Below are 22,306 nucleotides of genomic sequence, written 5' to 3' on the forward strand. Positions count from 1 at the left end.
AGTATGAAGCAAACAATTTATGACATATTAAAAGGAAAGTTTCTTATCGCAGACGATGCGATGAAAAACTGGCGAATGTTATTGTTTCTTTCTTTTTTAGCAATAATAATGATTGCAAGTTCTCATAACGCAGAAAGTAAAGTACATGAAATAGCAAAACTAAATAATGAGGTAAGAGAGTTAAGAACGCAATTTGTAGATGGAAAGACAGAGCTAATGAGGTTGAAAATGGAGTCGTCTATAATAAAAAAGATGGCGCAAAAAGGGTTAAAACGTCCAGCAAAACCACCAAGAAAAATAATAGTAAAAAACTAAACTATTTTGGCAACAAAAGAAAAAAACATATTGAATCGGTTGTATTTTATAGCAGCTTGTATGTTCATCTTTGCAATTGTAGTATTGGTGAAACTGGTAAATATACAATTTGTTGAAGGGGATGCATACCGTAAAAAAGCTCAGGAACGAGTTTTTAAAACCTTTGATATACCTGCAAATCGAGGAAACCTATATGATAGTAAAGGTAATTTGCTTGCGACCTCAGTTCCAAAATATGACATAAGATTTGATGTGCTTACAGTTACAGATAAAGATTTTAGAGTACATATTAAACCACTTTGTGAATCCTTGTCTAAAGAGTTCGGAAAACCTGTTTCTTACTACAATAAATTAATAAGAACCGCAAGAGCCAATAAAAACAGGTATTTACTAATTCGTAGAAATTTGGGTTATTCTCAGTATATGAGAGTTAAGCAATTTCCTTTGTTTGCGTTAGGAGCTAATCGAGGAGGGTTGATCGTTGAGCAACGTACTGTGAGAGAGCATCCTATAGGTAAAATAGCAGAACGAACTGTTGGTTATGAAAGAAGAGACGAAAATGGATACTACACTAGGGTAGGGTTAGAAGGAGCTTATGGGCCTTTTTTAAGAGGAAAAGAAGGCAAAAGAAAAAAACAAAAAATAGCAAAAAATCAATGGAAACCTATTGGAGATGCCAATGAGGTAGAACCTCAGGATGGATATGATGTAGTTTCAACAATAGATGTAAATATTCAGGATATATCTCATCATGCATTATTAGCACAATTAGATAAATATGATGCAGAACACGGTACCGTTGTAGTAATGGAAACCAAAACAGGAGAGATAAAAGCAATCTCTAATTTGGGACGTACAAATAGCGGAAAATACTATGAAAAGCTAAATTATGCTGTAGGAGAAGCTCATGAACCAGGATCTACATTTAAGTTAATGACAATAGTCGCAGCTTTAGAAGATAAAGTAATTGATTCAAGTTATGTTATTGATACAGGAAATGGTCGTGTAAAATTTTATGATAGAGTAGTAAAAGACTCTAAATGGGGAGGGTATGGTAAAATCTCTGCAGCCAAAGCATTTGAATTATCCTCAAATACAGCTTTTGCAAAAATGATTGATGAAAACTATAAAGGTAATCCCAGAAAATTTGTGGATCGATTAATTAATATGGGATTAGGAGAAACTTTAGGATTATCCATTAAAGGAGAAGGAAAACCTAAAATTCCTTACCCAGGAGATGATGATTGGTACGGTACAACGCTCCCGTGGATGGCACATGGATACGGTGTTGCAATAACTCCTTTACAAACATTAGCATTCTATAATGCAATAGCTAATGATGGCGAAATGGTAAAGCCAAGATTTATTAAAGAAGTAAAAACCTGGGATAAAGTTAGAGAGAAATTTGATAAAGAAGTTCTAAATCCAACAATATGTTCTAAGCAAACAGCAAGAGTTGCTAAGGAAATGATGAAAAATGTCGTAAAAAAAGGAACTGCAACTAATATACAAACAGATAATTTTGATATAGCAGGAAAAACAGGTACATGTTGGGGGAATTACGGAAGAGATAAAGAAAGAGAGTATATATCCTCTTTTGCAGGCTATTTTCCTGCGGATAAACCTATTTACTCCTGTATTGTAGTAATACATAGGCCGAATAAAGAAAAAGGGTATTATGGTAGCGAAGTTGCAGCTCCTGTTTTTAAAACAATTGCCACAAAAATATATAATGATATACCAGTAATAGACGAAGTGTCTTATGCTGCTGTAGAAAGTACACCTGTTGTAGAGAGTTACGATAAATACTATCACAATGTTCAAAAGTATAAAACCATAATGCCAAATGTAACCGGAATGCCAGCAATGGATGTTATTTCGCTATTAGAAAATATGGGATTAAAAGTAGAGATAAAAGGATCAGGAAGAGTTAAAAAACAATCTATAGAACCTGGAGTAAAAGTAAAAAATAACCAAACTATAAGATTAGAATTATCGTGACAGAGTTAAAAAATATATTGTATAAAGTAGCTATTAATGCTGTGGTTGGTAACACAATTACAAATGTTAATAAAATAGAGTTTGATTCACGAAAAGTTGGTCAGGAGGATGTATTTGTGGCGATTCGGGGCTCGGTCTCTGATGGACATGATTTTATTGAAAAAGCAATTAATCAAGGGGCTTTAGCAGTAATTTGCGAAAAAACACCTGATGTTATAGTTAATGGGGTTACTTATGTAGAGGTTCAAGATACCCAATCTGCATTAGCAATAATGGCATCTAACTATTATGGTTCTCCGTCAGAGAATTTAAAATTAATAGGTGTTACTGGAACAAACGGAAAAACAACAATAGCATCCTTATTATATATGCTTTTTAAGAAAGCAGGCTTTAAAGTAGGTCTGTTATCAACAGTAAAGATCATGGTAGATATAGAAGAGTATAAGGCAACACATACAACACCAGACTCTTTAATGATTAATCATTATCTCAAAGAAATGAATAAAGCAGGAGTAGAGTACTGTTTTATGGAAGTAAGCTCTCATGGGATTCATCAAAAACGGACAGAAGGATTGGCGTTTGCAGGAGGTATTTTTACTAACCTCTCTCATGATCATTTAGATTACCACAATACATTTAAAGAATATAGAGACGTAAAAAAAATATTTTTCGACAATTTACCAGAAAAAGCATTTGCATTAGTTAATAAAGATGATAAAAATGGAGTTTTTATGCTTCAAAATACTAAAGCAAAACAATATACATATGGTTTAAAATCATATGCAGATTATAGAGGGCAGATTTTAGAAAATAGTTTAGGAGGACTATTGTTAAAGTTAAATGATCACGAAGTTTGGGTAAAGCTAATAGGGACTTTTAATGCGTATAATTTGCTTGCTATTTTTGGAACAGCAGAATTATTAGGACTTGAAACTATAGAGACCCTTCAGTTATTAAGTGATCTGCATAGCGTGAGTGGTAGATTTGAGTATATGATTTCGGAGAATAAAATTACAGCAATAGTAGATTATGCACATACTCCTGATGCTCTAAAAAATGTGTTAGAAACAATCAATGATATAAGAACTAACAACGAAACCTTAATTACTATTGTAGGATGTGGAGGAGATAGGGATAAAACAAAAAGACCAGTAATGGGTAACATTGCAGCAAAGCTAAGTAATAAAACAATTTTTACAAGTGATAATCCTAGAACAGAGAATCCTGATAAAATTATTGAGGATATAGAAAAAGGAGTAGAACCGCAGCACTATAAAAAAACATTATCCATAACAGATAGAAGGCAAGCAATTAAAACAGCATGTCAATTAGCAAATAAAAATGATATCATACTTATTGCAGGTAAAGGGCATGAGACGTATCAGGAAATTAATGGTGAACGTATGGATTTTAATGATTTTGAAATCATTAAAAAAGAACTAAAAAAATTAAACAAATAAATCCTTTTATTCTCTTTAAGAGAGATAATAAAGGTAGGTAATTTATGCTATATTATTTATTTGAATATTTAGAAAGTGAATATCAGTTTCCTGGAGCTACACTGTTTCAGTTTATCACGTTTAGGGCTGCAATGGCAATTATACTATCCTTGTTAATTTCTACCATTTATGGTAAACGAATCATAAATTTTCTAGGAAAAAAACAAATGGGTGAAAGTATCCGCGAGTTAGGACTAGAAGGACAAGTAGAAAAAGCAGGGACGCCAACGATGGGAGGTGTCATAATTATCCTAGCTACACTAATTCCTGTATTGTTATTAGCGAAACTAGATAATATATATGTTATTTTATTGATTGTTACTACATTATGGATGGGGGCTATAGGGTTTGCAGATGATTATTTAAAAATTAAAAGAAAAGATAAAGAAGGGTTAGCAGGAAGGTTTAAAATCATAGGGCAAGTAGGTTTAGGGCTTATTGTAGGGTGTACTATGTACTTGCATAAAGATATTACTATAAAAGAAGAAAAAGTAAAAACACAAACAGAACAAGTATCTTTAAAAGTTGGAGGAGAATCAGGGTTTAATCCCGCAGTAAAATCTACAAAAACAACCATACCGTTTTTTAAAAATAATGAATTTGATTACTCAGATTTAATTACGTGGATCAGTCCAGAGTTAACAAAATATGCATGGTTGATTTTTATACCTATTGTAATCTTTATTGTTACAGCAGTATCTAATGGAGCTAACCTTACCGATGGAATTGATGGCTTAGCAGCAGGATCTTCTGCAATAATAGTTTTAACATTGGCTTTGTTTGCATGGGTCTCTGGTAACATTATTTTTTCGAATTATCTTAATGTAATGTATATCCCCAATTCTGGCGAAATGACTATTTACATAACAGCGTTTGCAGGGGCTTTAGTAGGGTTTTTATGGTACAATACATATCCAGCTCAAGTTTTTATGGGGGATACAGGTAGTTTAACCATTGGCGGTATAATAGCGGTTATAGCTATCGCTATACGAAAAGAGTTTCTTATTCCGATTTTATGTGGGATTTTCTTTATCGAGACAGTTTCAGTAATGATGCAAGTAAGTTGGTTTAAATACACCAAGAAAAAATTTGGAGAAGGGCGTAGAATATTTTTAATGTCACCTCTACATCATCATTACCAAAAAAAAGGAATACATGAAAGTAAGATTGTTGCAAGATTTTGGATTGTAGGTATTTTTCTGGCAATTATAGCAGTGGTTACACTTAAAGTAAGATAAGGTTAAAACAATAAGAAACAGTGAATCATAATTCAAAAATAAAAAAACGTCTTGTCGTTTTGGGAGCAGGAGAAAGTGGGGTAGGAACTGCTATTTTAGGTAAAAATAAAGGTTTTGATGTTTTTGTTTCTGATAAAGGAGTGATCGCCGAAAAATATAAAGAAGTTCTTAGAAATTTTGAAATAGAATGGGAAGAACAGCAGCATACAGAGAATGAAATTATGAACGCCGATGTTGTTATGAAAAGTCCTGGAATTCCTGATAAAGTAGAATTAATAAAAAAACTACAAAAAAAAGGTGTTCCAGTAATCTCAGAAATAGAATTTGCTGCTAGATATACAACTGCTCAAATTATAGGAATTACAGGTAGTAATGGTAAAACAACTACTACAATGCTTACATATCATGTGCTTAAACAAGGTGATTTAAAAGCGAGTATGGCAGGTAATATAGGAGATAGTTTTGCAAAACAAGTAACAAAAAATGACGCCTCCTTTTATGTATTGGAGTTAAGTAGTTTTCAATTAGATGGTATAAAGGACTTTGCTCCACATATTGCAGTGCTAACGAATATTACACCAGACCACCTGGATCGATATGACTATAAGCTAGAAAACTATGTAGCATCAAAGTTTAGAATAGCAATGAATCAAACAGAAGAAGACTATTTTATCTATGATGCAGACAATAAAATAATAGAAGAATATTTAATAAAACACCCCATTCGTTCGAGATTATTGCCATTTTCATTAACTAAAAAATTTGAAAACGGAACATATTTAGAAGATGGAAATATAAAAATAACAATAGATAACAATAAAATAATTATGCCAACAACAGATTTAGCTTTAGAAGGAAATCATAATGTGAAAAATGCTATGGCGGCTTCCACCGTATCCCATTTATTAAAAATAAGAAAAGCCACTATTAGAGAAAGTTTAGAAAATTTTCATGGAGTAGAGCACAGATTAGAAAAAGTTTTAAAAATTAATAATGTACAATACATAAACGACTCTAAAGCAACTAATGTAAATGCTACATTTTATGCTCTAGATGCAATGAAATCAGCTACTGTTTGGATAGTTGGCGGAGTAGATAAAGGAAACGACTATTCAGAGTTATACCCTTTGGTAAACGAAAAGGTAAAAGCAATAATTTGTTTAGGAGTAGATAACTCTAAAGTTATTAATGCATTTGGCAATTGTGTAGATAACATTGTAGAAACACAATCGATGAAAGAAGCTGTAGAATTAGCATATAAAATAGCAGAAAGAAACGAAAACGTACTATTGTCCCCAGCATGTGCAAGCTTTGATCTGTTTAAAAATTATGAAGAAAGAGGAAGACAATTTAAAGAAGCAGTAAGAGAATTATAAAGCAGTAAAGTAGTGCTAATATCCGACCTCTGAGGCACTCGAAGAGGTAGGAGCACAAGATTGGCGTTGAGGAGCGGAACATTAGGGTTGAGGAACACAAGATTGGAGTTGAGGAACGTAAGATTAGAGTTTAGGAACACAAATAAAAATACAATTTAGATAACAAAATATTAGATGACTAAATTATTAGCAGATATAAAAGGAGATAAAATGATATGGGCTGTTTCAGCCTTGTTGGCGTTATTTTCATTTTTACCCGTATATAGTGCTAGTAGTAATTTGGCATATCTATATGGCGATGGTAATACTTTTATTTATCTTATAAAACACTTTGCACATTTAGTTCTTGGGTTCTTGATTATGTACGGCATTCATAAGATACCCCATCATTATTTCAAAGGACTTTCCATTATTATGATACCAGTTGTAGTGATATTATTACTGGTTACAATGGCGCAAAACACAACTATAGAAGGTGCTAATGCAAGTAGGTGGATTCGTGTGCCATTCGTAGGAGTCACTTTTCAAACTTCTACTCTAGCGGCAGTAGTTTTAATGGCTTATGTAGCTAGGTATCTTTCAAGAATTAAAGATAAGGTAGTTTCGTTTAAAGAAACATTGTTACCACTTTGGCTACCAGTTTTTCTAATATTGATTCTAATTTTACCTGCTAATTTTTCAACAACAGCAATACTATTTTCTATGGTAATGGTCTTGGTGTTTTTAGGAGGATATCCATTAAAATATATCGCAATAATTTTAGGTGCAGGGTTTTTGATCCTTACTTTTTTTGTTTTGTTTGCTAAAGCATTTCCAGGGGTTTTTCCAAATCGTGTGGATACTTGGGTGAGTAGGGTAGAAAATTTTGTAGATGATAAAGATACACAAGAAGATTATCAGATAGAACGTGCGAAAATAGCGATTGCCCGTGGAGGAATTATAGGAGCAGGTCCAGGTAAAAGTGTACAAAGAAATTTTTTGCCGCAATCTTCTTCTGATTTCATTTATGCCATTATAATCGAAGAGTGGGGCTTTGTAGGAGGTATTTTTTTAATGTTGTTATATATAATGTTATTACTAAGGTTGGTAATTGTGGCGCATAAAAGTGTGGATATTTTTGGAAAACTGTTAGTTATAGGAGTAGGTCTTCCTATTGTTTTTCAGGCATTAATAAACATGGCAGTTGCAGTAGAGTTGTTTCCAGTCACAGGGCAGACATTGCCACTTATTAGTAGTGGAGGAACATCTATTTGGATGACTTGTTTAGCAATCGGAATAGTATTAAGCGTAAGCGCTAAAAGAGAAGCAATTCTGGAAGAAGAACAAATAAAAGAAAAAGAAGAAAACCCATTAGAGGTTTTGAGCGAAGTTTTATGAGTAAAAAACTGAAAGTTATATTATCAGGAGGAGGAACAGGAGGACATATCTATCCTGCAATATCTATTGCAAATGAAATATGTAAAAGATATCCAGATGCATCGATATTGTTTGTTGGAGCAAAAGACCGAATGGAAATGCAAAAGGTGCCCGAAGCTGGTTATGAAATCATAGGGCTTTGGATAAGTGGTATTCAAAGAAAACTTACGTTAAGTAATCTTATGTTTCCTCTAAAACTGTTAAGTAGTTTATGGAGATCCAGAAAGATTATTAAAAAATTTAACCCCGATGTAGTAATAGGAACAGGTGGATTTGCAAGCGGGCCTTTATTAAAAATGGCTAATGTCAAAAATATACCTGCAGTGCTTCAAGAACAAAACTCATTTCCTGGGATCACTAATAAATGGTTGTCAAAAGGGGTAGATAAGATTTGTGTGGCGTATGATGGGATGGAACAGTTTTTTCCAAAAGATAAAATTATAAAAACAGGAAACCCAGTTCGTCAAGATCTATTAAAAACAGAAGATAAGAGAGGTCGATCGATATTAAAATATAATCTTGATCCAGAAAAGAAAACAATATTGATTATAGGAGGGAGTTTAGGAGCAAGGAGAATCAATCAATTGATAGAAAAAGAACTTGATTTTTTTAAAGAAAAAAATGTTCAGGTAATATGGCAATGTGGTAAGTTGTATTATTCAGATTATAAAAAATATACAAATCAAAAAAATGTACAAGTCTATCAGTTTTTAGATACTATGAATCTGGCATATGCCTCGGCAGATGTGATTATCTCAAGAGCAGGAGCTAGTTCCGTTTCAGAATTATGTATTGTAGCAAAACCGACATTGTTTATACCATCGCCAAATGTGGCAGAAGATCATCAAACCAAAAATGCAAAAGCTATTGTAGATAAAGATGGAGCTTTAATGTTAAAAGAAAGTGAGCTTGAAGATAAATTTCAGCGTACAATTTCAGAACTATTAGAATCAGAAGAGTTACAAAATAAATTATCAAAAGCTATAAAAAAATTGGCATTACCAAATGCTACTTTAGATATAGTCGATGAAATTGAGGAATTAATAAAAAATACAACGAAGTAGAACTAGAGAATAAATGAATAAAAGTTTAGAGAACATACAGAATATATATTTTATAGGTATTGGCGGGATTGGTATGAGTTCTCTTGCTAGATACTTTAAGTCTCTTGACAAAAATGTAGCAGGATATGATAAAACCCCTAGCAAAATTACTTCTGATTTAATTACTTTAGGGATACCTATCCATTTTGAAGATAATATAGATTACATTCCTAAAGAATTTTTAAATATTAAAGACACATTAATAGTATATACCCCAGCAATTCCAAAAGAACATACAGAATTTGTTTACTTTCAAAACAATAGTTTTTTTATAAAGAAGAGAGCTCAAGTTTTAGGGATTATTACCAAAGGGGTCTATACACTTGCGGTAGCAGGTACACATGGAAAAACTACAACCACAGCTATTCTTGGGCATTTGCTAAAAGAATCAGGGGTAAAAGTAACTGCCTTTTTAGGAGGGATAAGTGAAAATTATAACTCTAATTTAATTTTAGAAGGAAATGAGGTAATTGTGGTCGAAGCAGACGAGTTTGATAGATCCTTTTTGCAACTATATCCAGATATTGTAGCAATTACTTCTATGGATGCGGATCACCTTGATATTTATGAAAAAGCAAATGCATTAGAAGAATCTTTTGTAGAGTTTTCTCAAAGAGCAAAAGATCATCTTTTAGTTCGTAATGGATTATCACTTTCAGGAATTACATTTGGTATTGAAGACGATTCAGATTACTGTATTAAAAATATAAGAATAGACAATGGGGTGTATGTTTTTGACCTTAAAACACCCCAAGAATTTATTGAAAATTTGCATTTAAACCTGCCAGGTAAACACAACTTGTTAAATGCTATTACAGCCTTTGCCATTGCGATGCTTTATGGCACCCCAACCAGCTCCTTGGTAAAGGCTTTATTTTCGTTTAAAGGAGTACAAAGAAGATTTAGTTATCAAATCAAAAAAGAAGAAATAGTGTATATAGATGACTATGCACACCACCCTACAGAGATTAATGCATTGCATCAGGCAGTAAGAGAAATGCACCCTAATAAAAAGGTACTGGCAATTTTTCAACCACATTTGTATAGCAGGACCAGAGATTTTGCTTCAGATTTTGCACAAAGTTTAAGTCAATTCGACCAATTATTACTTTTGGATATCTATCCAGCACGAGAATTGCCAATTGAAGGAGTAAATTCGGACTGGTTGTTGAACATGGTAGATATGATAGACAAAAAAAAGATTAAAAAAAACAAGCTAATTACAGAAATAATGAATAGTGATGCTCAAGTAATTTTAACTATTGGAGCAGGAGATATTGGAGAAGAAGTAGGTAGGATAAAAGAAGCGTTGTTGGTATGAAAAATAAATTTTTTACATATTTAAAAATTAGTGCTTTATTGGTGGGAGTTATTATTCTTTTTGCTTTTACTAATAAACGGAATGAGCAAAGAAAGATTAATAAAGTGCTAGTAGAGTTTATTGAAGAACAAGATCCCTATATAAATGAAATAACGGTTAATAAATTGTTAATACAAAATCGTAATAGAGTTACGAGCGTGGGCAAAGAAATTTTAGTTTTGAATACTGTAGAAAAAGAACTAGATGCACATGAAATGATTGAACATTCTGATGTGTATCTTACTGTTAATGGAGAACTTAGGGCAAAAATAAAGCAACGCACTCCAATTGCGAGGATGGATGCGGTTGCTCCTTTTTATATTGATGTTACAGGAAATATTATGCCTTTGTCTGATAGTTATTCGGCACATGTGCCAATAGTTAGTAATGTTTCGGAACGAGAAATATCTAATGTATTTCCATTATTGAAAAAAATTCAGGAAGATGAATTTTTAAAAAAGCATGTTGTAGGAGTAGATCTCAATGCAGATAATGATTATGAGTTAGATTTACGGGTGTATACATTTAAAGTAGTTTTAGGAAAAGTGGAAAATTTAAATAGTAAGATTAGAAATTTTAAAGCATTTTATCAAAAAGCATTAAAAGACAAAAGTCTTGATGCATATAAAAAAGTTAGCTTACAGTTTAGTAATCAAGTGGTTTGCACAATAAAATAATGCCTTATGGAACGAGAAATAAATGAAATAGCGGTAGGGTTAGACATAGGGACAACTAAGATTGTTGCTATGGTAGGAAAATATAACGAGTATGGTAAGATGGAGGTATTGGGTATTGGCAAATCTAAAAGCTTAGGAGTACATCGTGGTGTTGTAAATAATATAACTCAAACAATACAATCTATACAACAAGCAGTACAAGAAGCAGAAAGCGTAGGAGGAGCAAAGATTAGTAATGTAACTGTTGGTATTGCTGGCCAGCATATTCGTAGTTTACAACATAGTGATTATATTACCAGACCAAATGCAGACGCCGTTATAGATGAAGATGATATAGAAAAATTGATTAATCAAGTACATAAATTAGTTATGTTACCTGGCGAAGAAATTTTACATGTTTTACCTCAAGAGTATAAGGTAGATGGTCAAGCCGAGATAAAAGAACCTGTCGGGATGTATGGAGGGAGATTAGAAGCTAATTTTCATGTAGTGGTAGGACAAGTGACATCTATTCGTAATATAGGAAGATGTGTTAAAAGTTCTGGGTTAGAATTGTCGGATGTAACTTTAGAGCCATTAGCATCAGCTAATGCAGTTTTAAGTCAGGAAGAAAAAGAAGCAGGAGTAGCACTAATTGATATAGGAGGAGGAACTACAGATCTAGCTATTTTTAAAGATGGTATTATTCGTCACACAGCAGTAATTCCTTTTGGAGGTAATGTCATTACAGAAGATATCAAAGAGGGATGCTCTATCATTGAAAAACAAGCAGAACTGCTGAAAATAAAGTTTGGATCTGCCTGGCCAGGAGAAAATAAAGATAATGAAATTGTTTCTATTCCAGGACTTAGAGGAAGAGAGCCAAAAGAAATTACTTTAAAAAACTTATCTAAAATTATTCATGCTCGTGTAGTAGAAATTGTAGAGCAAGTTTTTTTAGAGATTAAAAATTATGGACACGAATCTCCAAAGAAAAAATTAATAGCAGGGATTGTTCTTACTGGAGGAGGAGCCCAGCTTAAACACTTAAAACAGTTAGTAGAGTATATTACAGGCATGGATACTAGAATAGGGTATCCAAATGAACATCTGGCAGGAAATAGCAATTCAGAAACTACCAGTCCTATGTATGCAACTGCAGTTGGACTAGTAATGGATGGTTTGGTGCACATGAAAAGACAGAAAAAATTAAATAAAAAAGAAACTGTTGTAAAGGAACCAGTAATTGAATTGAAAGAAGAAGTTTTAGACAACAAAACTGTTACCGAAGAAGAAAACCCAAGAGTAGATCTAAAACCAAGGAAGAATATTTTAGAAAAATGGACAGAGAAATTTAAGGAATTTTTAGATAACGCAGAATAATAAAGTATAGTTCTTGATAGAACAATAAAATATATAAAAAGTAGTAGGAGAACCAGAAAATTAGCAATTATGAGTAATAACGAGGAGTTCGAAAATATTTCGTTTGATTTACCCAAAAATCAATCTAATGTGATCAAAGTAATCGGAGTAGGAGGAGGAGGTAGTAATGCCATTAACCACATGTTTCAGCAAGGAATTAAAGGAGTTGATTTTGTTATCTGTAATACAGATGCCCAAGCATTAGAGAATAGCTCTATTCCAAATAAAATACAATTAGGAGTATCATTAACCGAAGGGTTAGGAGCAGGAGCAAATCCTGAAGTGGGAGAACAATCCGCTGTAGAAAGTTATGAAGAGATAAAAAGAATGTTGGATACCAATACCAAAATGATTTTTATCACTGCAGGTATGGGTGGAGGAACTGGTACAGGAGCAGCTCCGATTATTGCTAAAATGGCAAAAGAGCTGGATATTTTAACAGTTGGTATTGTGACTATCCCTTTTCAATTTGAGGGACGTATGCGTAATGAGCAAGCACAGTTAGGGGTAGAAAAACTTCGAGCTCATGTAGATTCCTTAGTTGTTATTAACAATAATAAACTAAGAGAAGTGTATGGTAATCTTGGTTTTAAAGCTGGGTTCTCTAAAGCAGATGAAGTTCTTGCTACTGCATCTAGAGGAATAGCAGAGGTTATAACACACCACTATACACAAAATATAGATTTACGCGATGCTAAAACAGTACTTAGTAATAGTGGTACAGCAATTATGGGGTCTGCTAATGCCTCTGGTAATAAGCGTGCTCATGATGCTATAGTAAAAGCTTTAGATTCACCTTTACTTAATGATAATAAAATAACAGGCGCCAAAAATGTACTTTTATTAATTGTATCGGGTAAAGAAGAAATTACCATAGATGAGATAGGAGAGATCAATGACCATATCCAACAAGAAGCAGGGCATGGAGCTAATATTATTATGGGGGTTGGAGAAGATGAATCCTTAGAAGACTCCATCTCAGTTACAGTTATCGCTACAGGATTTGATGTAGAACAACAAGACGAAATTGTAAATACAGAAACTAAAAAAATTATTCATACTCTAGAAGATGAGCAAAGAACTGCCGTACAAGATTTGTCTCCTAAATCTACAGGTACACGTACGTCATTGCCTATAGTCGAAGAAGTAAAAAAAGAAAAAATAATAAAACATGAACTAGTAGATGAGGATGAAATAGAGCAAGATACCGGTCTTATACCTACCACAAATCTATTAAAAAACATAGATGTTTCTTATGAAGTAGTAGATCCCTTCTCAGTAGATAATGACTTTGTGATCATTAATGCACAGGATATTATCAAACAGATAGAAGTTAATGATGAAAAAGAGATAAGTAAAGAACAGGAAAAGAAAGATCAATTTGCACTAGCTTTTGATATGCCAGTAGAAGAAAATAAAGAAGAGATAGAAAAAGAAATAAGCTCTTTTAAAGAAAATCCTACTGAAAAAATAGAAGAAGAGAGAGCTATTGTTTTTGATTTAAGTGATGATATTTTAGACTTAGAAGTTAAAGATCCTATAGAAGTTATTCCTTTAGGAGAAAAAGTAGAAGGAGGGGGGCGTAAATATAGTCTAGAAGATTATATGGAAGAAGAGAAACGATTAACAGAAGCAAAACCAGTAAAAGTTATAGAAGAAGATAAAGAAATTCTTTTAGAAAAGAAAACTATTGCCCCTTCTCCTAAAACAGAAAGCACAGAAGATGTAGATCCCATAGATCAGCCTATTTCAGAAACGTTAAAAGCCAGAGCAGCAGAGCGTAGAGCTAAGATGAAAGAATTTAATTATAAATTCAGAAATAGTTCGAGTATTGAAGATATAGAAAAAGAACCAGCTTATAAGCGAGCAGGAATAGATGTAGACAGTAGACCTAATGATTCTGGGTTATCCAGAACTTCTTTAGGAGTAGATGGTAATGATGATATTCAATTACGTAAAAATAATTCTTTTTTACATGACAATGTAGACTAATTAGTTTTCGATGTAAGATATATAAAATTAAATATTTTGAAGTTTTGTATATTTTACTTTCAGAAATACTTAAAAATATTTGTTAAGATGAAACTAAACCGGTAATCCTAGAATAGATTACCGGTTTATTTTTTATCTTCGCAGACCAAAAGATTAAAATCAAACATATCATGAGTTTAGAGCAAAAGGTGATGACCGCAATGAAAGAAGCTATGAAAGCTAAAGATAGCAATGCATTAACATCACTACGTGCAATAAAATCAGCGATTTTATTGGCTCAAACAGAGAGTGGTGCAAAAGAAGATCTTACAGAAGATCAAGAGTTAAAGCTATTGCAAAAGCAAGTTAAACAACGAAAAGATAGTGCCGCTATTTTTACAGAACAAGGACGTAGCGATTTAGCAGAACCAGAATTAGCACAGGCAGCAGTTATTGAACAATTTTTACCAGATCAATTAAGTGAAGAAGAGGTAGAAAAAGTAGTAATAGCCATCATTGCTAAAACAGGAGCATCAGGAATGAAAGATATGGGTAAGGTAATGGGAATGGCAAATGCAGAATTAACAGGAAAAGCAGATGGAAAAACAATCTCTACAATAGTAAAAAATAAATTATCATAACCTAGACTAGGCTTCACAGACCTTTAAAGATCTGAGAAATCTATATTTATAAAAATAAAATGGCCGCGTGGCGCAACTGAATAGCGCATCAGATTTCGGCTCTGAGGGTTGGGGGTTTGAATCCCTTCGCGGTCACAAATCGGACAATATTGTCCAAAGCCAGACAATATTGTCTGGCTTTTTTGTTAGTTATTGTCACCTTAGTGTTTAGAAAACATATCCAATTGAACTTAATGTTTCAAAAAATGAAACTATCCAAACATAATATCAATACTTTCTTATTATCTGCCAATCAAAAAATTGAAGAAAATGCGGAATACGTTTCTGATAGACTTGTCAATGGTGGCGAAATGGATTTTGTTACTTATCCGCCAAATTGCGGTTTTACCCAAGAAGAAAATCTCTCTTTGGAGAAATTAAAAAATGACCCAAATCTAAAAAGTGCGCTAAGAAAAATTTTGGCGGACAACTCAGCAAGTGTTTTATTTGATTTATTCAATATAATTGACGGGACATCAGAACCTGACGAGAAGTTTGGTGAATGGACTGAAATCTGTTTCGTTGACAAAACTGATGAACTGGCTGAAGACTTGTACTTCTTGCATGATAAATTAGGTTCCGCATATTGGGGCTGGAGAGAGTTAAGACCTGATAAAGGTTGGAAACCAGACATATATGAAGGGTAAAAAAACACTAAGTACAACAAAACCTATAATTAATGCGGTGGTTTGGTTTTAGTCAAAAGACTTGCGTATATTTATGGTGTGGCCAAATCTATTGGATTTGACATTTTAAAAATAAAACGCAAACAAAAAGCTTCAGCTTAGCGCAAAGTCGGAAACTTTACAGTTTCTTTGGATCCGCACTAATCATAGCTCAGGTGTTGTGCTTCATGCTTAAACTAAACGAAAATGTTTGAAGAATTAGAAGAATACGAATCAAATGGACATTTCTTTTTTGGAGAGAATGATGAACTTGGAAAGGTTTGTAATGCGCCTAAAAACGGAATCGGAATTTATATTGTTTACGCTTTAAAAAATGGAAAAATTGAATTGATTTACATTGGCTCTTCAGGAAAAATCCATCAGAACGGAACTAAAAAAGTGCGAAAAGGAGGAATTTATGACAGTTTAGTTAATGAAAAACAATTTGACAAACCGAGAAAAACAAGTTGGAAAGAAAAACTGAAAGCAGAAAAAATAGAAGCTTTGGATATTTATTGGTACGAAACGTTTGATGAGAATAACACTGGTATTCCAACAACGATTGAGGGAATTATTATGCAAAGACATTTTGAGGTTTTTGGAGCTTTACCTAAATGGAATAAGGAATTTTAAAAGATAGTAAAAATTGATATTATGCATATATTAGATGCCATTTTATTAACTGGAGTCATTTTCGCTATTTTATGGTTTGTTTTTTTGATCTCTTGTAATGGACAAAATGTAGAAAAAAGACAAACTTACCAATAAAGCTTTAAAGGCTAATATGACTGACAGCAATTTTGAAAGTATAATAAAAAAAGAACTTCAAACATATACGAAAACCCAAAGAATCGGGAAGCTAGTGGACTAAACTCGTCTGAACATTCAGTAATTTTGATTATCAGAAAAGCTACGAATGACTTCCTTAAAAAACTTGAAAAAATTTATAATTCAAATGAATCTTCAGAAACTAAGCTCAAACAAGTTTCAAATATTGTGGATGAACTTCCATGGGACAAATTGGATACTGAAGAAAAAGAACTTGTCGCAGAAGAATTAGCGCCAGCGATTGAAGCCGTAGGGGTTGATCCATAGGCGATTTGGCATAAACTGCCCACGCTGTTTTGAATAATTTATTATATAAACTTTGTGGTAATTCAGGGAGTGTTTTTCGCAATTTAGACACAAACAACCCTCTAATATTTTATACTCATTGCTTCTACTGAAAACAAAAAATCATCTTAAAAACTTTGTCCTTAAATTTATTAGGTAGCCCAGTATATTTATTTATTCGTTGTTTAGGAATAAGTACAAAAGTAATTTTTTAGTAATTAAAGCGAGATGCACTAAAGTGCATAGTTTTAACTAAATTTGAGATCAATAAACTATTTAATAGTTCTGGATTACAAAATACTTAATTTATAATGGTAGATATAAGAGGATAAAAATGAATTTAGCGATTGAAAATATATTATTAGTTGGCTCTATATTACTTTTTATAAGTATTATAGTAGGTAAGACTTCTTATAGGTTTGGCGTACCGACTCTAATACTTTTTTTAGTTATCGGAATGCTAGCAGGTTCCGATGGTATTGGCGATATACATTTTGATGATTCGAAAATCGCACAATTTATAGGAATTGTTTCTCTAAATTTCATTTTATTTTCTGGTGGACTAGATACTAATTGGACCTCTGTAAAACCAATTCTAAAAGAAGGATTTGTTTTATCAACGCTAGGTGTTTTGCTAACAGCTGTTTCACTTGGGACATTTGTATGGTTTGTTACAGATTTTACTATTTATGAAAGCATGCTTTTAGGATCTATTGTTTCATCAACAGATGCAGCAGCGGTGTTTTCCATTTTACGCTCTAAAAATCTAGCTTTAAAAACCAATTTGCGACCAACATTGGAACTAGAAAGTGGAAGTAACGACCCAATGGCGTATGTGCTGACTATTTCTTTTTTAACTTTAGTAGTCAATCAAGATTTAAGTATTGGTTCGATTATCCCATTTTTCTTTAAGCAAATGTTTTTGGGAGGCCTTGCAGGTTTCTCTTTTGGGCGATTTAGTAAATTAATAATTAATAAAATTAAACTTGGATTTGAAGGACTTTACCCAGTTTTGGTTATAGCCCTGATGTTCATTACCTTTTCGGCAACTGATTTTATGGGAGGAAATGGCTTTCTTGCCATATATATATGTTCCGTTTATTTGGGTAATCAAGACTTGATACATAAAGCCACTATTTTAAAAATGTTTGATGGGATGGCGTGGCTCATGCAAATTGTTCTGTTTCTTACTTTAGGTCTACTTGTTTTTCCTTCTCAAATTATTCCTTATATGGGTATAGGACTACTTATTTCGTTATTCCTAATTATAGTTGCCCGACCAGTAAGTGTTTTTTTAAGTTTGATGTTTTTCAAGATGAAGCTTAGAAGGAGATTTTATATTTCGTGGGTCGGTTTACGTGGAGCTGTTCCAATTGTGTTTGCAACCTATCCGCTTTTGGCAGGAATTGAAAAAGCAAATATGATTTTCAATATTGTATTTTTTATTTCAGTTACCTCTATTTTAATTCAAGGAACAACCTTATCTATTTTTGCTAAATGGTTAAATGTTGCTTTACCAGAAAACACAAAACCCATTTTAGAAAATGACAGATATATTCTGGACTTACCAAAATCGGCAATGAGCGAAATATCGATTCCTCCTGAAAGCTATGCTGTTAACAAAAGAATTGTTGATCTGCATTTTCCTAAATCTGCTTTTATTGTAATGATTAAGCGAAATAAAAAATTCGTTCCTCCAGGTGGAGCTACCATTATTCAAGCCCACGATATTTTAGTTATTTTGTTGGATAAAAAGGAATGTTTAGAAGAAGTGAAGAAAGTGCTTATTGAAAATTAAAAAGTTTAAACAACTAAAATCCTACTAGTCAATAGGTAGAGTTTTTATACTTATATATACATAGCTTGTGTCTATAATTTTGAATGTTATAATGTAAGTTTTATAGGTTTCTTCAACAATAAATATTTCTATCTATGAATAAGAATAGTTCATTTTTTTTTGAAATCCTTATTTAAGGATTTTTTGATATATGATATTTTTATTTTTGAGTTTTATATCTTTTGTTATTTCTTTAATTTTTGTCGTATAGTAATACAGGTTAATGATGTGTAACCCATTCTTATAATAATAATTTTGGGTTGTAAATGTGTATTGGTGGTGGTTTTCTGAAGTTTCTTGGCGGTTCCAAAAAATAAAGAGTCATTAATTTTATATTCGAACGGTGTTTACCTCCCATCATTGAATCTGATATGAAACCACAGCAGAAGGAAGCGAGTCTAGATTTTCCTAATATAGCAATGGCAAAATACAGGTGTAACAAGAGCTTGAATGGTATCAAGATTAACTTATTTGTAATATTCCCAAAATCATTTTTGAATAATATCAACCAGAATATCAAATACAACTATGGCAAATAATATTATTACAATAATAGATCTTGGGATCTTTTTTTGTTTTTGAAAAATAAAGAGCAATACATATAGTAGTTGCGATGGTTTTTCGGATTATTTATAGCCTTAATTATTCTCTAGACAGAATACTTAATATATACCAAAACAGTAACATTAACGAAGCAAACAATCCTAAGGATGCTCCTACATATTGATCTTCAGAATATTTGTGTATCATATTTGAAGTTTGGTATAAGATAGAGCCAGAAGCTAAAACAACCATCCCTACACTAAACCAAAGACCTAAATTAAAACCAAAAATCATTCCTGCAACAATCAATCCTATAGCAATAAAAAAACCAATAGCTAACATTGATTTCAAGAAAGAAAAATCTTTTTTAGTAACCAAAACAACCGCCGAAAGACCTGTAAAAAGAGATAGAGTTAAAATCGCAGCCTGATTAAGAATGTTAGTTCCTCCGCTTTCAGCTATCATCATTGCCATACCTATAAGAGGTATAAAAATAAAAGCTTCTGCTATTACATAAATCAACAAACCTAAGTATTGTTGGTTTATATTGTGGTTTTTAAAAGCCATTTTTTCTGCATAGTTTGTAGCTAGCATAAAACCTCCTAACATGATTAGCCATCTCCAACCTTGGGTCATAGAAAAGGCAAAGTTTACTAGAGGTTCTATTTGAAAAAACACCCATTCTACAATTATAAAAAGTAGAACGGCCATAGCAAGATGCGTATATGTTTTTTTATAAAACGCAACTCTTTTTTCATCAGTAAGAGAACTAACAGGTAATATTTGCTGAAATTCTTCCATATTTAAGATAATTAATTAAATTTATTTTTGGCTATAAAGATAGTTGTTTCTTCATAATGACATTTATATTATTTATCGAAATATCTAAAATTAAGCATTTGTAAAACATAAACATAAATTTGAGGAAATTTGCTTTTTAATTCCTTTGGAGACTCCATGAATACTTCGACTAGCACTGCTATAAATTCAAATTTATCGGTATACGCATAATCCCTCAATATCTTTGTTTCTACTATTCTTTTTCGTAACTCAGCAGAACCCAGATGTTTTTCTAACATCAAAAATGTGTCATAAAAAATTTCGCTACTAATGTTACTGTTTTTAATAGAATTGTAATGAATAGCGTGTGTCATCTCATGTATCCCTAAACTTTTTCCTTTATCTTGATGTAAATTTCCTTTTTGAAAATCTTTCCAAGACAGAACCAAAGCTTTAGATCTTGGATTATACTCTCCTATGTTTTCTGTTTGACTTAGAATAGAAAAAAAAGATGTTGGATACAGGATGATAGTACTTAGATACTCTAATAAATAATGTCTCATTCCAAAGGTAAGTTGCGTTACCATTATTGTAACTTGCATGCGCATAAAATCATCAACTACTAATCCTTCTCTTCCTACAAAATTAGTTTTTTCTAAAAACCTAACAGCTCTATGCTCAAAATACTGTTTCTTGTTTTTGTCTAAAATCTTATAAAAATTATTTTCTTCCAAAAATTTTTGTAAATGGATTGGTAATTTTTTGAGAGTAGGATAAAAATGAATAAAGTAGGGTTTACTTTTATACTTTACATAAATCGATTCTGTGTATCGTAAAACATAATATACACAGATCAAAATCACCCCTACTGTAACCGTGATTCCTAATATATTTTGGAACATTGTGTTTTCAGGTAAGACCTCTTGAATAAGTAACAAAAAAATAATTCTATATATATTCAAAAAAAGTAATATGGATTAAGATTAATAAAAATAGTGTTTTAGAAATAAAAGCAATAGTAAAACAACTATTTAACACTTATATCTTATATTTCTTTTATTATCATTAGTGAACAAATAATACTTTTGAAATAGGCTACAATACAAAAAAATAAAATTATATTTTGTGATATTTTAACAATCACAATAGTGTTTCGGAATGAAATTTGATGAATGACTAAGATAGTCAATAGTCCGTTTTAATAATATTTTTATAAAACTTAAACTATGTATTAAATGTTTTCATTTTACAAACACCCAAAAAAAACATTAACTTGTATAGATAATTTATACAATAGTACGATCTCAAAATTACCAACTGAAAATCGAATTAGATATTGTGAATCATTAATTTACCGTACTACAGAGGATTTATCAAACTCGAAATGTGTTATGCAAAAAAAGAAGTTAAACAAGATTTTAGATGCAGCAAAAAAGGAATTAAAAAAACTAAAAAAACTAAATATGTAAAACCACTACTATATCCATAATTTTGATTTAGTTCTTACTGTTTTTGGAAATTTTCAACCCTAAACCCAAATCTTTTTTCATTCTTTATAATTGGTATTTATAATAGTATTATATTGGATTTTATTAAAGGAAATAAGTTTTGAAATACATAGAAATTTTAGTAAAACTGCGCAAAATTATTCGTTCTATTAATTTGGAGAGCAAAAAAATTGAAAAAGAATTAGGAGTAAGTATACCACAGCTTCTGGTGCTTCAGTACCTATCTGACCAAGACGACTACAAAGCTTTTGCTAAAGACATTAAAGCATATATTAATTTAAATGCAAGTACTGTTTCTGGGATTATATCAAGATTAGAAAACAAAGGTTTTGTTGCTCGATTACCCAAGCCAAATGACAAAAGAGCCATATACATAACTCTTACAGCTAAAGGCGCTGAACTGATTCAGAAATCTCCCACCACACTTCAGGAAAAGCTATCCCAAAAATTAAAGAAACTCACTCCTTTACAAATTGATGAGCTAGATAAAAACATAGAGTTATTAACTTCTATTATGGATGTAGAAGATATTGATGCTGCTCCCTTACTTACTATAAAGGAAATGACTAATTCTTCTGAAGAGTAACAATATTTTTCTTTTAATTTAATCCATATTGTGGAGTTTAATTCTCTCAGGCTTGCCTCGAAAACAAAATCTATTTACGAAAATATACCTCGTGAGCTTGCTCCGAGGTTATTGATTTACAAAAAAAGAAAATGTTAATAAAAATTAAAAACACATGTTTAAACTCAAATAGTTTGTATAGAAACTATTTATTTCCTATTTTAGCAAAAGGCCTTTAAGAAAAGTAGGTTTAAATAT

General features: G+C 32.0%; 19 protein-coding genes, 1 tRNA gene and 1 pseudogene. 18 read left to right on the forward strand and 3 right to left on the reverse strand.

The features are described 5' to 3' along the window. Positions 1-3 precede the first annotated feature (3 nt). From H527_RS0101065 to H527_RS23815, 16 genes are all read left to right on the forward strand, one after another. Complete coding sequence (locus tag H527_RS0101065; protein ID WP_027410990.1) at positions 4-315, forward strand: FtsL-like putative cell division protein; 312 nt, start codon at positions 4-6, stop codon at positions 313-315. A gap of 6 nt (positions 316-321) precedes the next feature. Further along, positions 322-2,316, forward strand: coding sequence for a penicillin-binding protein (locus H527_RS0101070; protein ID WP_027410991.1), 1,995 nt, complete (start codon positions 322-324; stop codon positions 2,314-2,316). After that, entirely contained in the window at positions 2,313-3,776 is a 1,464-nt protein-coding gene (locus H527_RS0101075; RefSeq protein ID WP_027410992.1) for a UDP-N-acetylmuramoyl-L-alanyl-D-glutamate--2,6-diaminopimelate ligase, read from the forward strand. The genes H527_RS0101070 and H527_RS0101075 overlap by 4 nt, the downstream gene beginning before the upstream one ends. A 44-nt stretch (positions 3,777-3,820) precedes the next feature. Then, positions 3,821-5,053: a phospho-N-acetylmuramoyl-pentapeptide-transferase gene (gene mraY / locus H527_RS0101080; RefSeq protein WP_027410993.1), complete on the forward strand. Its 1,233-nt coding sequence runs from the start codon at positions 3,821-3,823 to the stop codon at positions 5,051-5,053. A 38-nt stretch (positions 5,054-5,091) separates the two neighbouring features. Beyond that, entirely contained in the window at positions 5,092-6,429 is a 1,338-nt protein-coding gene (gene murD, locus H527_RS0101085; RefSeq protein ID WP_027410994.1) for a UDP-N-acetylmuramoyl-L-alanine--D-glutamate ligase, read from the forward strand. 174 nt (positions 6,430-6,603) lie between these two features. Next, positions 6,604-7,806 (forward strand): FtsW/RodA/SpoVE family cell cycle protein, encoded by a 1,203-nt coding sequence (locus H527_RS0101090; protein ID WP_027410995.1) that lies wholly within the window; start codon positions 6,604-6,606, stop codon positions 7,804-7,806. Continuing rightward, positions 7,803-8,909, forward strand: coding sequence for an undecaprenyldiphospho-muramoylpentapeptide beta-N-acetylglucosaminyltransferase (gene murG, locus H527_RS0101095; RefSeq protein ID WP_027410996.1), 1,107 nt, complete (start codon positions 7,803-7,805; stop codon positions 8,907-8,909). The genes H527_RS0101090 and murG overlap by 4 nt, the downstream gene beginning before the upstream one ends. 13 nt (positions 8,910-8,922) lie before the next feature. Continuing rightward, entirely contained in the window at positions 8,923-10,269 is a 1,347-nt protein-coding gene (gene murC / locus H527_RS0101100; RefSeq protein WP_027410997.1) for a UDP-N-acetylmuramate--L-alanine ligase, read from the forward strand. Continuing rightward, a complete protein-coding gene (locus tag H527_RS0101105) occupies positions 10,266-10,985 on the forward strand; it encodes a cell division protein FtsQ/DivIB (RefSeq protein WP_027410998.1) in 720 nt (239 codons plus the stop codon). Before murC ends, H527_RS0101105 begins: the two co-directional genes overlap by 4 nt. Before the next feature lie 6 nt (positions 10,986-10,991). Further along, on the forward strand, positions 10,992-12,347 hold the full coding sequence (gene ftsA, locus H527_RS0101110; RefSeq protein WP_027410999.1) for a cell division protein FtsA: 1,356 nt from the start codon (positions 10,992-10,994) through the stop codon (positions 12,345-12,347). Positions 12,348-12,416: 69 nt separating this feature from the next. Beyond that, complete coding sequence (gene ftsZ, locus H527_RS0101115) at positions 12,417-14,378, forward strand: cell division protein FtsZ (RefSeq protein WP_027411000.1); 1,962 nt, start codon at positions 12,417-12,419, stop codon at positions 14,376-14,378. Between the two features lie 170 nt (positions 14,379-14,548). Further along, entirely contained in the window at positions 14,549-14,998 is a 450-nt protein-coding gene (locus H527_RS0101120) for a GatB/YqeY domain-containing protein (RefSeq protein WP_027411001.1), read from the forward strand. Between the two features lie 61 nt (positions 14,999-15,059). Beyond that, a tRNA-Arg gene (locus H527_RS0101125) sits at positions 15,060-15,133 on the forward strand. A gap of 110 nt (positions 15,134-15,243) precedes the next feature. Beyond that, positions 15,244-15,684 carry a hypothetical protein gene (locus H527_RS0101130; protein WP_155837776.1) on the forward strand — a complete coding sequence of 147 codons (441 nt, stop codon included), beginning with the start codon at positions 15,244-15,246 and terminating at the stop codon, positions 15,682-15,684. Positions 15,685-15,909: 225 nt separating this feature from the next. Next, positions 15,910-16,335 (forward strand): hypothetical protein, encoded by a 426-nt coding sequence (locus tag H527_RS0101135; RefSeq protein WP_027411003.1) that lies wholly within the window; start codon positions 15,910-15,912, stop codon positions 16,333-16,335. A gap of 261 nt (positions 16,336-16,596) precedes the next feature. Then, the gene (locus H527_RS23815) at positions 16,597-16,797 is read left to right on the forward strand and encodes a hypothetical protein (protein WP_027411004.1); all 201 of its coding nucleotides are present in this window, start codon (positions 16,597-16,599) and stop codon (positions 16,795-16,797) included. Here the strand turns inward: H527_RS23815 and H527_RS24790 are convergent. Next, positions 16,784-16,943: pseudogene (locus tag H527_RS24790) on the reverse strand (IS91 family transposase); the annotation flags it as partial. The gene H527_RS23815 and the pseudogene H527_RS24790 overlap by 14 nt on opposite strands. Positions 16,944-17,149: 206 nt before the next feature. Here H527_RS24790 and H527_RS0101145 point away from each other — a divergent pair. Then, positions 17,150-18,613, forward strand: a complete 1,464-nt coding sequence (locus H527_RS0101145; RefSeq protein WP_027411005.1) for a potassium/proton antiporter — start codon at positions 17,150-17,152, stop codon at positions 18,611-18,613. Between the two features lie 681 nt (positions 18,614-19,294). On the opposite strand, the gene H527_RS0101150 is transcribed toward H527_RS0101145, so the two are convergent. Both H527_RS0101150 and H527_RS0101155 read right to left on the reverse strand, forming a co-directional pair. Beyond that, a complete protein-coding gene (locus H527_RS0101150; RefSeq protein WP_027411006.1) occupies positions 19,295-19,996 on the reverse strand; it encodes a Bax inhibitor-1/YccA family protein in 702 nt (233 codons plus the stop codon). Between the two features lie 68 nt (positions 19,997-20,064). Beyond that, positions 20,065-20,877, reverse strand: coding sequence for a zinc-dependent peptidase (locus H527_RS0101155; RefSeq protein WP_027411007.1), 813 nt, complete (start codon positions 20,875-20,877; stop codon positions 20,065-20,067). 706 nt (positions 20,878-21,583) lie between these two features. On the opposite strand from H527_RS0101155, the gene H527_RS0101165 reads away from it, so the two are divergent. Then, positions 21,584-22,069: a MarR family winged helix-turn-helix transcriptional regulator gene (locus tag H527_RS0101165; RefSeq protein WP_027411009.1), complete on the forward strand. Its 486-nt coding sequence runs from the start codon at positions 21,584-21,586 to the stop codon at positions 22,067-22,069. Positions 22,070-22,306: the final 237 nt, after the last annotated feature.

Origin of the sequence: Aquimarina muelleri DSM 19832, from assembly GCF_000430665.1 — a bacterium.
Taxonomy (GTDB): Bacteria; Bacteroidota; Bacteroidia; order Flavobacteriales; family Flavobacteriaceae; genus Aquimarina; species Aquimarina muelleri.